Source organism: Dellaglioa kimchii, assembly GCF_046115505.1.
In the GTDB taxonomy this organism is placed as follows: Bacteria; Bacillota; Bacilli; order Lactobacillales; family Lactobacillaceae; genus Dellaglioa; species Dellaglioa kimchii.
The window spans coordinates 1309628-1323078 of the sequence record NZ_CP170736.1 but is presented as its reverse complement, the minus strand read 5'-3'; the positions used below and the strand labels follow the sequence as shown (position 1 = coordinate 1323078).

The 13451-nt window shown below is 34.2% G+C and carries 12 protein-coding genes, 1 tRNA gene and 1 rRNA gene; 5 read left to right on the top strand and 9 right to left on the bottom strand.

Annotated elements, in window-relative coordinates:
* The 6 genes from ACE83Q_RS06505 to ACE83Q_RS06480 all read right to left on the bottom strand — a co-directional run bounded on the left by ACE83Q_RS06505 (position 1) and on the right by ACE83Q_RS06480 (position 6104).
* A complete protein-coding gene (locus tag ACE83Q_RS06505; protein ID WP_409021929.1) occupies positions 1-771 on the bottom strand; it encodes a TatD family hydrolase in 771 nt (256 codons plus the stop codon).
* Positions 772-849: 78 nt separating this feature from the next.
* Positions 850-2883 (bottom strand): methionine--tRNA ligase, encoded by a 2034-nt coding sequence (gene metG / locus ACE83Q_RS06500; RefSeq protein ID WP_409021928.1) that lies wholly within the window; start codon positions 2881-2883, stop codon positions 850-852.
* A gap of 148 nt (positions 2884-3031) precedes the next feature.
* The gene (locus ACE83Q_RS06495; protein ID WP_409021927.1) at positions 3032-3364 is read right to left on the bottom strand and encodes a hypothetical protein; all 333 of its coding nucleotides are present in this window, start codon (positions 3362-3364) and stop codon (positions 3032-3034) included.
* Positions 3365-3381: 17 nt separating this feature from the next.
* The gene (locus ACE83Q_RS06490) at positions 3382-3861 is read right to left on the bottom strand and encodes an NUDIX domain-containing protein (RefSeq protein WP_409021926.1); all 480 of its coding nucleotides are present in this window, start codon (positions 3859-3861) and stop codon (positions 3382-3384) included.
* Positions 3861-4835, bottom strand: coding sequence for an IpaB/EvcA family protein (locus ACE83Q_RS06485; protein ID WP_409021925.1), 975 nt, complete (start codon positions 4833-4835; stop codon positions 3861-3863). The genes ACE83Q_RS06490 and ACE83Q_RS06485 overlap by 1 nt, the downstream gene beginning before the upstream one ends.
* On the bottom strand, positions 4836-6104 hold the full coding sequence (locus ACE83Q_RS06480) for a hydroxymethylglutaryl-CoA reductase, degradative (RefSeq protein WP_409021924.1): 1269 nt from the start codon (positions 6102-6104) through the stop codon (positions 4836-4838).
* Positions 6105-6221: 117 nt separating this feature from the next.
* On the opposite strand from ACE83Q_RS06480, the gene ACE83Q_RS06475 reads away from it, so the two are divergent.
* The 3 genes from ACE83Q_RS06475 (at position 6222) to ACE83Q_RS06465 (ending at position 8553) form a co-directional block, all read left to right on the top strand.
* Positions 6222-7007 carry a transporter substrate-binding domain-containing protein gene (locus tag ACE83Q_RS06475; RefSeq protein ID WP_409021923.1) on the top strand — a complete coding sequence of 262 codons (786 nt, stop codon included), beginning with the start codon at positions 6222-6224 and terminating at the stop codon, positions 7005-7007.
* A 79-nt stretch (positions 7008-7086) separates the two neighbouring features.
* The gene (locus ACE83Q_RS06470) at positions 7087-7788 is read left to right on the top strand and encodes an amino acid ABC transporter permease (protein WP_409021922.1); all 702 of its coding nucleotides are present in this window, start codon (positions 7087-7089) and stop codon (positions 7786-7788) included.
* Positions 7789-7800: 12 nt separating this feature from the next.
* Positions 7801-8553 carry an amino acid ABC transporter ATP-binding protein gene (locus ACE83Q_RS06465; protein ID WP_409021920.1) on the top strand — a complete coding sequence of 251 codons (753 nt, stop codon included), beginning with the start codon at positions 7801-7803 and terminating at the stop codon, positions 8551-8553.
* Between the two features lie 25 nt (positions 8554-8578).
* Here the strand turns inward: ACE83Q_RS06465 and ACE83Q_RS06460 are convergent, their stop codons facing one another.
* Both ACE83Q_RS06460 and trpS read right to left on the bottom strand, forming a co-directional pair.
* Positions 8579-9496 (bottom strand): exopolyphosphatase, encoded by a 918-nt coding sequence (locus ACE83Q_RS06460; RefSeq protein WP_409021919.1) that lies wholly within the window; start codon positions 9494-9496, stop codon positions 8579-8581.
* A gap of 45 nt (positions 9497-9541) precedes the next feature.
* Positions 9542-10558, bottom strand: a complete 1017-nt coding sequence (gene trpS / locus ACE83Q_RS06455; RefSeq protein ID WP_409021918.1) for a tryptophan--tRNA ligase — start codon at positions 10556-10558, stop codon at positions 9542-9544.
* A gap of 342 nt (positions 10559-10900) precedes the next feature.
* Between trpS and helD the strand changes: the two genes are divergently transcribed.
* Entirely contained in the window at positions 10901-13144 is a 2244-nt protein-coding gene (helD, locus tag ACE83Q_RS06450) for an RNA polymerase recycling motor HelD (protein WP_409021916.1), read from the top strand.
* 47 nt (positions 13145-13191) lie between these two features.
* A tRNA-Thr gene (locus ACE83Q_RS06445) sits at positions 13192-13264 on the top strand.
* A gap of 70 nt (positions 13265-13334) precedes the next feature.
* Here ACE83Q_RS06445 and rrf read toward each other — a convergent pair.
* Positions 13335-13450, bottom strand: a 5S ribosomal RNA gene (rrf, locus tag ACE83Q_RS06440).
* Position 13451 lies beyond the last annotated feature (1 nt).

The window sequence follows — 13451 nt, the reverse complement described above, 5'->3', positions numbered from 1 at the left end:
TTACCCTATCCTAAATAAGTTTTCGGCATTTTTAAATGTTGCCGCTGCCATATCAATACTTGAACTCTCTCGAATTTTTGCGACAGCTTCCAAGACATATCTTGTGTATCCTGGTTCATTGCGCTGACCTCTATAAGGTTCTGGCGTTAAATATGGCGCATCTGTTTCAATTAAAATTCGGTTTCTTGGTGTCGCTTTAACTGCTTCATGAACTTCTTTAGCACTATTATAAGTCACAATACCACTATAGGATAAATGCATCCCTAAGTCTAAGAATTTCTCTGCCCATTTTGCATCACCATTAAAGCTATGCATAATGCCACCAATATCACGAATATCAGCTTCTTTCAGGATTGTATAAACATCCTCAAAGGCGTCTCGATTATGAATAGAAATTGGTAATTCCAACTCCTTCGCAATCTCAACCTGACGTTTGAAAACTTTTTTCTGCGTTTCAATTGGAGACGTATCCCAATGGTAATCTAGGCCCATTTCACCCATTGCGACAACTTTTGGCGACTGTAATTGTTCTATTAAAACTTTTTCAGTCTCTGGTGTGTAGGTTTTTGCCTCTTCTGGATGCCAACCAATTATAGAATATAAATTCGGATAGATTTTTGATAGTTCTAGCGATTTCAAAATACTTGGTTGATCGAATCCAACAATTGCCATTTTAGTCACGTCAAATGCTTGCGCGCGCTCAATAACTTCAGGAATTTCTGTTTTAAATTCATCAGAATTAATATGTGTATGTGTGTCAAATATTTCCATGGAATACCTCTCCTTTCTAGCAGTAAAATGAAGAAGGACTAGAGCAAAACCAAGTTTTGTTTCCAGTCCTTACTTTATTTAGCCTACAATTGCGCCATTTTTAATATCTTCATCAACGGTGATTAATTTTAATTTGCCATCGTATTCTGCAGATAGAATCATCCCTTGGCTAATTTCGCCCTTCATCTTACGAGGTTTTAAGTTTGCAACAATCACAACTTTTTTTCCTAATAAGACATCTGTTTCAGGATAAAATTCTGCTACACTAGATAAGATTTGACGATGATCAGGATCACCAGCATCTAATCTAAACTTCAGTAATCTGTCAGCATTTTGTACTTTTTCAACTTGAATGATTTCAGCAACTTTTAATTCATTTGGTTCAAATTGATCAAATGTTGTTTGAGGTAACGTTAAGTTTAAAGCCACATTTTCTGGATTCCAATCTAAAGAATCTGCTGTATCGTTAACTGCCATTGCTTTACGCCCTTTCTTCTTATCTGAAACTGTCATTTGATCTTTAATATAGGCAATCTCTTCTTCAACATCTAAGCGTGGGAAAATAGGCGTTCCTTTTTCAACAACGACGCTGTCCATTGGGAAATCAGAGTAGTTTAATTCTTCAATAGCCATATCTGCTGTATCTAAACCTAATTGTTCAAAAATTTCTTTAGGTGCATGTGTCATGATAGGTTGGATTAAGACAGCAATCACACGTAAACTAGCTGCTAAATGTACCATAACACTATCAAGTTCAGCTTTACGTGCTTCATCTTTAGCTAAAACCCATGGTTGTGTTTCATCAATATATTTATTTGTTCTAGCAACTAATTTCCAGATAGCATTTAATCCATCTGAGAATTCCATTTTATCCATTAGTTCAGTATATTCCGTAATTGTATCTTCAGCTGTTTGACCTAAGTCTCCATCAAATTCAGTTACGTTACCCTTTAATGCTGGAATTTTACCACCATCGTATTTGTTAATCATTGCAACAGTTCTATTTAATAAGTTCCCTAAATCATTAGCTAAGTCAAAATTAACACGTGAAACAAAGTCTTCTGGTGTGAAGACACCATCATTACCAAATGGTACAGCGCGCATTAAGTAGTAACGGAGTTCATCCAATCCGTAACGTTCGACTAACATTTCTGGATAGATAACGTTACCTTTTGATTTAGACATTTTACCGTCTTTCATTAATAACCAACCATGACCAAAAATTTGTTTTGGTAAAGGTAAATCGAGCGCCATCAAAATAATTGGCCAGTAAATCGTATGGAAACGCACGATTTCTTTACCAACCATTTGTACATCTGCAGGCCAATATTTATCAAATAGTTCAGTATCATCTGAACCATAACCCAAAGCTGTAATATAGTTTGCTAAAGCGTCAATCCAAACATAAACAACATGTTTAGGATTACTTTTAACTTTTACGCCCCAGTTAAACGTCGTTCTAGATACAGCAAGATCTTCCAAACCAGGTTTAATGAAATTATTTATCATTTCATTTTTACGTGATTCTGGTTGAATAAAATCAGGATGATCTTCATAATATTTTAGTAAACGATCTGCATATTTACTCATTTTAAAGAAATATGATTCTTCTTTAACTAATGAAACTTCGTGACCACTTGGTGCTTTACCACCAATCATCTTACCGTCGTCATCACGGAAAACTTCAGCCAACTGTGATTCTGTAAAGAATTCTTCATCAGAAACAGAGTACCAGCCTTCGTATTCTCCTAAATAAATATCGCCTTGTTTAAGCAATTTATCGAAAATATATTGCACAGCTTTTTCATGTTGTTCATCTGTTGTTCGAATAAATTTATCATTTGTAATTTCAAGGGTTTTCCATAATTCTTTAATATCACTAGCCATACCGTCGACATAAGCTTGTGGTGTTGTCCCTAATTCTTCAGCTTTTTGTTCGATTTTCAAACCATGTTCATCTGTTCCCGTTAAGAAGAAAACATCATAACCTTTTTGGCGTTTGTAACGTGCTAAGACGTCACACGCAATTGTTGTGTATGAATTTCCAATATGTAATTTACCAGATGGATAATAAATTGGTGTTGTTAAATAAAATGTGGGTTTTTCTGTCATTTTTTAAGACCCTTTCCGTATCGTATTTCATGTGTTTTTTAACATTCGTTCTGTATAAACTCCTTAACAGTATATCATAGTTTTAAGCCAATTTTAAGCAATAAAAAGAGACAGTCCGTGAGTTTCACACAGACTATCTCTTTTAAAATTAGCGTGCATATTTTTGAAATTGGCGAATAATCATAATTTCTTTTTCAGATAGCTGACCATCTAAAATGGTAATTAAAATCCGCCCAACCCGTCTTGGATCTTGTTTCAGTGCCGTGATACTAAACGTTATTGCCGCAACCATCAACGTTAGTAGTAACCCTTCACCTTTTGTGAACACTGTTCCAAATAATGTTATTGGATTTCCACCAAAAAAACTAGAAAAACCAAAGTAAAATAGTATGAAATCAAAAAACCGCTGAAAATAAGTTAGCCATTGTAATCTAGTCTTTAGATTATTTAATCGAGTAAAAATTTCACTGTGTTCAATCATTTTACAACAGTCCTTCACTATAATTTAATTTTAAAATCAACTAATTGTGAACCATTAAAATTTGTCAAATATCGATGAAATTCATCCTTTAAAATATAGGGTAACACAGGAACTAAATCAGGTGTTAGTCCAACGTTTTGCATATTCAAAGCCCATTCAACTGGAAAATCTGCTAAAATACCTTCTCGTGTTCTCTGGGGATATTGCTTTCCAAATGGTTGTTGTAAAGAGACATGAAATAACGCTATTGTAGCTTGGTATTTGTCGTCCACTGACCATTCAAGATAACCCGTAGATACGCATTGAGAATCAACAACTTTAATGCCCGTTTCTTCAAATAATTCACGAAGCATCCCTGCAAGTTCAGATTCTTGAGACTCACGTTTACCACCAATTCCATTCCAAAGACCAACATATGGTTTTTTCAAACGATTTAATAATAAAATATTGTTTCCAGATGTGATAACAGCTAAATTATATTTTGCTAAATCAGTCATTATTCAGCAGTTCTAACTATAAAGCGCATCTTAATTGTTTGCATTAATTCTAGCACTGTCATATCGTACGTACGTAAAATAACCTCTTTCGAATCCGCATTTCTAGGTACTGTAATAACAAATGCATTTTGTTGGTCATTCTTTTGAATACCGACGTAAGCTGACGCGAAATTAACATTACTTTTAAATTCAGAATGCATAATATCAAACAATTGACGTACCTCTAATTTTAATTGACGTTCGCTGAAAACTGGTGTTAACGTTGCAAACGTATTTAAGTACATTTTTGGTAATTTCCACGCTTCAAGTTGTGCATCGAAAGCTTTAAATAAGGCAACCGTTGCTCGGCGAGCTTCAAAAGGTGCACGCAAGTCGTTAGATGTTAAGATTTCCAATAATTTAAGTGCAGCATCTGTTGCGATAGGATAAAATTCTAAGAATTTTTCAGTAATTTGTTCCATATCTTCATTTTGAAAGAATACCAAAGCATCTAAAAGTGTGATTAATCGGTACATTCCCCATTCATCTGGGCCACTACCTTCTTTAGGTTCAGCAGTCACTGTTGCCAAGATTCCTTGATAGAATAATTCTCTAATATTATCATCAATAAACCCATTTTCTTCTTGTAATCTAAAAATAGTTCCATGTAAAACCGTATCATAAAGTTGAACAGCTGTCGCATTGATTTTATCGTCGATGTTAAAATCATCCGTTGTCATTTTTAACATTAATTCAGGTGCCTGATTAAGTTGCAAGAAAAAATGGAATAGTTCATGCGAAATCAAGTAATCAGGTGCTGTAATATCAGTCACATTAATGATAAAATTTCCATCTTCTAACCGGGATTCTACTTGTTGATGCTTAATAAATCCAACTTTTTCGCTACCAAATTGAATTTTAATTTCTCCATCAAATTGTTCTTTAATTTTAGTAATTAAATTTTGCGTATTTTGGTGTAATGTAATCTCAACCATTTAATTATCCCCTTTTTTTCTTAATTCATTTAATTTTTTTGTTGCAACCTCTGTATCTGGTCGATTCTCATTTTTTAATAACTCTGTTAATTGTGCCACTTCTTCGTCTACAGCGCCAACTTTAACTGCTAATGATTTTAGTTGAAGACCCATATGTCCCTTTTGAATGCCCTCAGAAACAAGTGCCTTAAGAGCCGCTAAATTTTGAGCTAACCCAACACTTGCAACTAAGCTAGCAAGCTCTTTTGCTGATTTAATACCCATCATTTTTTTATTAATTTTAACCATTGGGACAATATCAATCGAACCCCCAACAACTCCTATGGGCATTGGTAATTTAATTATGCCAACTAAATTATCACTGACTATCGACCATTTCGTCAAGCCACGATACTGGCCATCTTTGCTAGCATAAGCATGGGCACCTGCTTCAACGGCACGCCAGTCGTTTCCCAAAGCAATTAGAACCGCATCAATCCCATTCATAATACCTTTATTATGTGTGACGGCACGATATGGGTCAAGTTGAGCCAATCGACTTGCTGAGACAATTTTCTTAGCTATGTGTTCACCACTAATTCCTGCAGAATCTAACAACGTAAAAGGAATTGAACAGCTCGATTCAACTAATGAGTCTGTTGCATAGTTGGATAGAATACTCATAAGAACGTCTTGTTTAAACTGTGTTTGCAGGGTTTCGCCCACTGCCTCCATCATTGTATTTACACTGTTGGCGCCCATTGCTTCTTGAACGTCTATTGCTAAATCTACCGAAATTAAATCAGCTGCTAGTTTTCGAACTCTGACCCAACGTGCGCCACCACCTCGTTTTACAAGTGAAGGACGAGCAGTATTCGCTATTTTAATTAAATCCAATTGATGTTCATTAATTTGGTTGATAACGTTATCCGCATCATCAATATTTTCTAAAATAACTTGACCTATCATTAAGCGTGATTCAATTTTTGTTGTAAATCCACCCGCAGTTGCAATTATTTTGGCCCCATTATTATTTGCCGCAATAACAGAAGGTTCTTCAGTTACCATTGGGACCGTCATCTTTTTTCCATCAACTAAATAATTAAACGCAATACCTTCTGGTAAGGTAAAATCTGCTATATAATTTTCAGTTATCTGATCCCCTAATTCATGGTTTAGCGCATGCGTTTCTATTTCTGTTTTTTCATCATCTGAAATAAGATCGTCATTTAATAAGGTTATTAATCTATAATGCCATTTTTTTTGATAAAATTTTATAAATTTTGTCATTACCTTAGTCCTTTTTGTTGTTTTTACTTTTAGTAAGAGAAATAATTGGTTTCTTAGCTTATTTTACGCTATTATAGATAGATAATATATTACTTTTAAAAAAAGGGGCGTACTAAAATGAAAAAAATATTAAGTCTTGCCAGTGTGTTATTGATTGCTCTTGCTTTAACCGCCTGCGGTAAATCGAAAGATACAGCATCCGATGTAACACAAACAAAGGGTACATTAACAATCGGATTAGAAGGTACTTACCGCCCTTATAGTTACCACGATAGTAACAATAAATTAACTGGTTTCGAAGTTGATCTTGGTAAACAATTAGCTAAAAAAATGGATTTAACGCCTAAATTTATCGAATCAAAATGGGATTCATTAGTTGCAGGATTAGATGCTAACAAATACGACGTTGTTTTAAACAACGTTGGTGTTACAAAAGAACGTCAAGATAAATACAACTTTACATCACCTTATATTTATTCAAAATCAATTTTAGTCGTCAAAAAAAATAACTCTTCTATTAAAACGATTAAAGATATTAAGGGTAAAAAGATGGCGCAAACAGTTACAAGTGAAAATGGAGCTGACGCTGAACGCCTTGGTGCTGACGTTGTCTCAACGGATGATTTTGCAAATACAATCAGTTTAATCCTAGATGGTCGTGCTGATGGTACAATTAACAGTAACGATGCTGTCTATTCATACTTAAAAGAAAAACCTGATACGAACATTAAAACAATTTCAACAGGTTCTGAAATTCCAGCATTAAAAGTAGCTGGCTTAATCCAACAGGATAACCCAAAATTACAAAAAGAATTAAACAAAGCACTTAAAGAATTACGTGCTGATGGCTCATTATCAAAACTATCAAAAAAATATTTTGGTAGCGACATCACAAACAAATAATTCCAAAAGGACTGGTGCAAAATCCATTTTGTCATCAGTCTTTTTTTATTAATAATAGATTAAGAGAGGTTCCGCGTTTATGAAACTTGTTATTGATTCACTCCCAACCATTTTAGAAGCTGGAATTCGCTACACCATCCCTTTGACAATAATTTCATTCGTTATCGGGATCATCATCGCAATTATCACCGCACTAGTTCGAATATCAGATATAAAAAAAGGCAGTACCTTCACCCGAATTTTAAAAGGGATTGGTAAAGCATTCTTTTCATTCTATGTTTGGATTTTCAGAGGAACGCCTTTGATTGTGCAATTATTTATCCTATTTTATGGACTACCTAGATTACCAGCACCTTATACAGTTGAATTCGGCGCATTCAGTGCCGCTGTTATTGTTTTTTCATTAAACGTTGGTGCTTATGCATCGGAAACAATTCGTGCAGCTATTTTATCAATTTCAAAAGGTCAGTGGGAAGCTGGTTACGCCATTGGTATGACACATACAACCGTGTTATTTCGCGTTATTTTACCACAAGCAGCAAGAGTTTCACTTCCTCCCTTATCAAATAGTTTCATTGGTTTAATAAAGGATACATCATTAGCCTTCTCAATCACGATTGTCGAAATGTTTTCCGTTGGTCAACAAATTGCGGCAAGAACTTATGAACCTATGACCCTATACTGTGAAGTAGCGGTCGTTTATCTAGTCTTTTGCTCAATTTTAAACGTTGGTCAATATTATCTAGAAAAAAGAACATCGCGTTACGTTAAAAATAACTAGGAGGTCTTAACTTTGATTAAATTTGAAAATGTTAATAAATACTTCGACCAACATAAAGTCTTGAAATCGTTGTCATTTGAATTACCAGAAAACGAAACAACTGTCATCGTTGGTCCTTCTGGTTCCGGCAAATCAACCTTATTACGTTCATTTAATCTATTAGAACAACCTGAAGAAGGTCTCTACTCATTGGATGATAAAAAGATTGATTTTACCCAACCAATCAGTGAAAAAACAATTTTGGAAGTTCGTCGTGAAACAGGTATGGTTTTCCAAGACTACAACTTATTTCCTCATTTAACTGTTTTGAAAAATGTTATGGCAGGACCCCTTCACGTTTTAAAGGAACAAAAATTAATTGTTGCACAACGAGCTGAAGAACTTTTAGAATTAGTCGGTCTTTCGGATCGTGCTAATTACTATCCAAGCCAATTATCTGGTGGTCAGCAACAACGTGTAGCTATTGCTAGAGCAATGGCAATGAATCCCAAATATTTATTATTTGATGAACCGACTTCCGCACTAGATCCTGAATTAGAAGCAGAAGTTTTAAGAGTTCTACTTAAGTTGGATGTAGAAAAAAAATCAATGGTTATCGTTACCCATAATATGGCCTTTGCAAAAGCTGTTGCCAATAATATTATTTTTCTAGAAGATGGCAATATCTTATTCAATGGTTCACCAAATGAATTTTTCAATCATCCTACAGAACGTATTCAAAAATTTTTATCGGCAATGACATTCGAAGATATTTTACCAAAATAAAAAGACATCAATTTTTGATGTCTTTTTATTTACCTAATTTAGTTGTTAAATAACCTTCTCGGACACCACTTTCAGAAAAAATGACACCAACAGAATTTAAATATTGTCCCAGGACAACAACCGGTGCAATTCCACCTACAATAATATCCGCACGGTTAGAAGCTATGCCACTTACCTGTGCACGCTTTTTAGTCGTCAAGCCTACCAAGTCCTCAAAAGTTAATGAAACTGCCTTACGTGACAATTGATAGCCATTAATAGCTTCCGTATTAATTAGTTTCTGTTTTTTACGGTTTAAACGACCAATAATTCGATTTGATCCGCCAAGTAGTACGAGGGGCAACTCAATTGCCTCCTTTAACCATTCTAACTTTTGAAAAGCAGTCACCAAGTACTCCATTAATTGAAATAATTCTTTACTCGTAATTTGTTCATTCTTTAAATATTTTTCGGATAAAGTTACTGCACCAAATGGCAAACTCACAAGGTGTACCACTTTTCGATTAACCACGTGGATTAATTCACTGCTTGCACCACCAGTATCCAAAATTAAACAATCATGAATTGGCAAGGCTTCCATTACGCCCATATAATCGTAATAAGCTTCATCATCCCCACTTAAAACTTCAATATCGGCACCAACTGCCTCTTTAATTCGGTGTAAAAATTCTTTTTGATTTCGAGCCATTCGTACAGCTGCAGTGGCAATTCCATGTACAGCAACCGGTCCATAAATATCATATTGTTTTTTAAAACTAACTAAGGCTTCAATTGTCCTAGCCATCGCATGTTCCTGTAACACTCGGGATTTCCCCATCCCTTCAGATAATCGTGTTTCCGATTTTAAACGCTTAATTTCTTTAAATTGTCCATTATCAAGTTGTTCGTTAATTGATAATCGAACCGAATTTGAACCCAAATCCAATAAAACAAACTTTTCCATTATTACTCACCTCATACTAAATCAAAGAAACGTTTCACAACCGAACTAGTTAAAATAATTAATTCCAATCGCATCTCTAACTTCGTTCAATGTTTGGTTTGCAACAGCATTAGCTTTATCACTACCCGCTTTTAACATTGCATAAACAGCTTCAGGATCTTTAGCTAATTCAGCTCGTCGTTCACGAATTGGAGCTAACTCAGCTTCAAGTACTTCATTTAAATAACGTTTAATTTTAACATCGCCTAAGCCACCTGCTTGATACTGAGCCTTAAGTTCGGCAACTTTTTCAGTATCTTTATCAAAGATATCAAGATAAGTAAATACCATGTTACCCTCAACTTTACCTGGATCTTCAACATGAATATGATCTGGATCTGTATACATTGACATTACTTTCTTCTTCAATGTCTCCGCATCATCGGCAAGAAAAATCCCGTTTCCTAGTGACTTACTCATTTTTGCATTACCATCTAATCCAGGTAAACGCCCTTGCCCTTTTGGAGGGAAGACACCTTCTGGTTCAACAAGAATATCTTGTTGATAAATTGTATTAAAACTTCTAACAATCTCGCGTGTTTGTTCAATCATTGGTTCTTGATCGTCACCAACAGGTACAACTGTTGCTTTAAATGCTGTAATATCTGCAGCCTGGCTAACTGGATAAACAAAAAATCCGGCAGGAATACTACGTTCAAAATTCTTTTGTTGAATTTCAGCTTTTACTGTAGGATTACGTTCCAAGCGAGAAACAGTTACTAAATTCAAATAATAACTCGTTAATTCTGTTAATGCAGGAATTTGTGATTGAACAAAAATGGTTGATTTGTTTGGATCAATCCCAACCGCTAGATAATCTAACGCTACTTGAATTAAACTATTTTTAATTTTTTCCGGATCACGTGCGTTATCTGTCAAAGCTTGTTGATCAGCAATCATGATGAATATCTCATAATCACCAGAATTTTGCATTTCAACACGATTCTTTAATGAACCAATATAGTGTCCAATATGTAGTTTCCCCGTAGGTCGATCCCCTGATAAGACTACTTTTTTTGTCATATTTACGCTCCCTTTCTATCTATAAAAAAAGTCCTATTGTTAGTAAATAACAATAGGACGACTGTCTCGTGGTACCACCTAAATTGCAGAATAAAATTCTGCCACTTACCGATAAGGAGGTTACCCAAAATTCTCATATATCCAATTCAGTCCGCCACCATACCTTCCAGCAATATCAGTATGTCCCTGTTCTAGTTGGCGTTCCTACTTCGCAATAATCAATGAATTATCTATTAGTGTAAGTGTAGCGTGTTCAACAGAAAAAATCAAATAATATTAAATACTAGACGAATATTTCAAAAACCTTTAAACTAGGTCAATAGTACAAAGGGGGCCATTAAGATGTCAGAAGAAGAAATCGAACAAAATAGAGTTGATTCAATCATTACTGAAATTAATCACCAATCCATTAAAACGGCCGAACTATATGAAAAAGCACATATAGAAACCTCATCAGTTGAAAAAAACTATGTAGATAATGCCAAAATCAATACTTTTGAAGTTGATGATAGAATTGAAACAAATGCCGAAGTGCAACAACAGAAACAATTAGTCGCCACGACTATCCAAACTGAAGAAATATTAGAAAAACAGGTTCACACTTTAAAACAATTAGGCGATTCACCTTATTTTGGACGCATTGATATCCAAGACGATGGTGATCCAGAACAGGAACAACTCTATATCGGTCTAGCTTCTCTAGTCGATGATCATCAAAATTTTCTAATACATGACTGGCGTGCACCTATTTCAAGTATTTATTATAACGGTGCATTAGGTCACATTTCTTATAAGACACCACAAGGAACTCAAATGACGGAGTTATCCAAAAAACGTCAATTTCAAATTAAAGAAGGTAAAATTCTATCGATGTTTGATACCAACGAAACAATTGGCGATGAATTATTGCAACAAGTTTTAGGTGAACAAAGTGACACACAGATGAAAAATATAGTTTCTACAATTCAACAAGAACAAAATACAATTATTCGAGATACAACAAGTGACTTATTGGTTGTCCAAGGGGTTGCCGGTAGTGGGAAAACATCCGCTATTCTACAACGTATTGCATTTCTGCTCTACCACTCGAGAACATCTTTAAATGCAGATCAAATTATATTATTTTCTCCAAATTTACTTTTCAGTCACTATATTTCCGATGTTCTACCAAGTTTAGGTGAAAAGAACATGAGACAGGTTACGTTAGCCGAATTCTTTGCTAATAGATTTCAAGGATTAAAGGTTGAAACATTATTTGAAAATTATGAATCAAATAATAAACATGCTTCATCTGATTTAAGAGGTAATGCACTTTTTAAAAGAACAATTGAAAATTACTTAAATTCAATAGATTCATCTGAATTAGCCTTCACTGATATCATTTATGAAGGTATCCCTTTCTTTAAAAAAGAAGAAATCGCTAATATATTTACACATCTACCACATAATATGTTGTCATCAGATAAATTTACCGCAACAAAAAATACATTAACAAAACGATTAAAGACCAGAATTGCTGAAATGTCAGAATCCGATTGGATGCGTGAAGAAATTGATTCATTATCTGATTCTCAATATGAAACGTATTTAAGTGATTATGAACGCGATGAATTTGACAGCATTGATAAAGAAATATCATATATTGGTACAATTATATTAAAAGATCGCTTTAATATTGTATATGATGCGATTTACAATAATTATTTTATTGATATTTATGAGCAATATGCAAAATTCATTGAAATTACAATTTCAATAGATGCAAAACACTTATTTCAATCAAACTTAGAGCTTCATAAAATTTCGTTACTAGATGCCACACCATTACTGTTACTACGAGATTTACTAACGGGTGATGGTCAAAATAGAAATATCGAACATCTTTTTATTGATGAAATCCAAGACTATTCTCCCTTACAACTCTTATATTTAAAAAACTGTTTTCCTAACGCTAAATTAACACTTTTAGGTGATAGTGAACAAGCCTTATTCTATGATTTAATCTTACCAACTAAATTTTTAGAAAATTTAAATCATATTTTACAAGTTAAAAAAACTAATTTAATTATTTTAAATAAAAGTTACCGATCAACATTTGAAATTACTAATTTTGCAAAATCATTGCTACCAGACGGAAATAATATTGAGTCATTCACACGTCATGGCGAATTACCTAAAATATACTTTAGTAAAACTCGGGCTACTGCACTAACATCTTTAATAGACCTAATTAAAAAAGGTGATACTAATAACCAACCAGTAACTATCATCACTAAAAATTTAGCTGAATGTAAACTGCTGTACAGTGAACTCAGATCATCAGTTAAATTAACAATGGTTACAGACGGCGACAGAAAAATTCCAGAAGAAACAATAATATTACCTATTTATTTAGCTAAGGGCTTGGAATTTGATTCTGTTATTGCTTTTGATATTTCAAAAAAAAGTTATATTTCAAAAAATGATCTTGGTACCCTTTACACTCTCTGTTCACGAGCAATGCATACCTTAACTATCTTTTCCATTGAGTCACTATCTCCGTTACTTACGAATTCCATAAATAATTCTAATGTTTTGATTGTTTAAATTTAGGTTGATTTATTTTTAATATTACTATAGACTTTTATAGTAATGCCGCTTTAGCTCAGTAGGTAGAGTATCACCATGGTAAGGTGGGGGTCACCGGTTCAAATCCGGTAAGCGGCTTTTTATTATACAATCGCATAAAAAAAGGACATTAACAATTATGTTAATGTCCTTTTTTTATTTATTATTAGCATGGCAACGTCCTACCCTCGCAGGGGGCGACCCCCAACTACTCTTGGCGCTAAGAAGCTTAACTTCTGTGTTCGACATGGGAACAGGTGTATCCTTCTTGCTATCGCCACCACAC

Bases quoted from the DNA above. Each gene is read 5' to 3' on its own strand.
- ACE83Q_RS06470 (WP_409021922.1), top strand. From the start codon at position 7,087: ATGAAACTTGTTATTGATTCACTCCCAACCATTTTAGAAGCTGGAATT.
- trpS (WP_409021918.1), bottom strand. From the start codon at position 10,558: ATGACAAAAAAAGTAGTCTTATCAGGGGATCGACCTACGGGGAAACTA.
- ACE83Q_RS06490 (WP_409021926.1), bottom strand. From the start codon at position 3,861: ATGACTGATTTAGCAAAATATAATTTAGCTGTTATCACATCTGGAAAC.
- helD (WP_409021916.1), top strand. From the start codon at position 10,901: ATGTCAGAAGAAGAAATCGAACAAAATAGAGTTGATTCAATCATTACT.
- ACE83Q_RS06460 (WP_409021919.1), bottom strand. From the start codon at position 9,496: ATGGAAAAGTTTGTTTTATTGGATTTGGGTTCAAATTCGGTTCGATTA.
- ACE83Q_RS06485 (WP_409021925.1), bottom strand. From the start codon at position 4,835: ATGGTTGAGATTACATTACACCAAAATACGCAAAATTTAATTACTAAA.
- ACE83Q_RS06480 (WP_409021924.1), bottom strand. From the start codon at position 6,104: ATGACAAAATTTATAAAATTTTATCAAAAAAAATGGCATTATAGATTA.
- metG (WP_409021928.1), bottom strand. From the start codon at position 2,883: ATGACAGAAAAACCCACATTTTATTTAACAACACCAATTTATTATCCA.
- ACE83Q_RS06505 (WP_409021929.1), bottom strand. From the start codon at position 771: ATGGAAATATTTGACACACATACACATATTAATTCTGATGAATTTAAA.
- ACE83Q_RS06495 (WP_409021927.1), bottom strand. From the start codon at position 3,364: ATGATTGAACACAGTGAAATTTTTACTCGATTAAATAATCTAAAGACT.
- ACE83Q_RS06475 (WP_409021923.1), top strand. From the start codon at position 6,222: ATGAAAAAAATATTAAGTCTTGCCAGTGTGTTATTGATTGCTCTTGCT.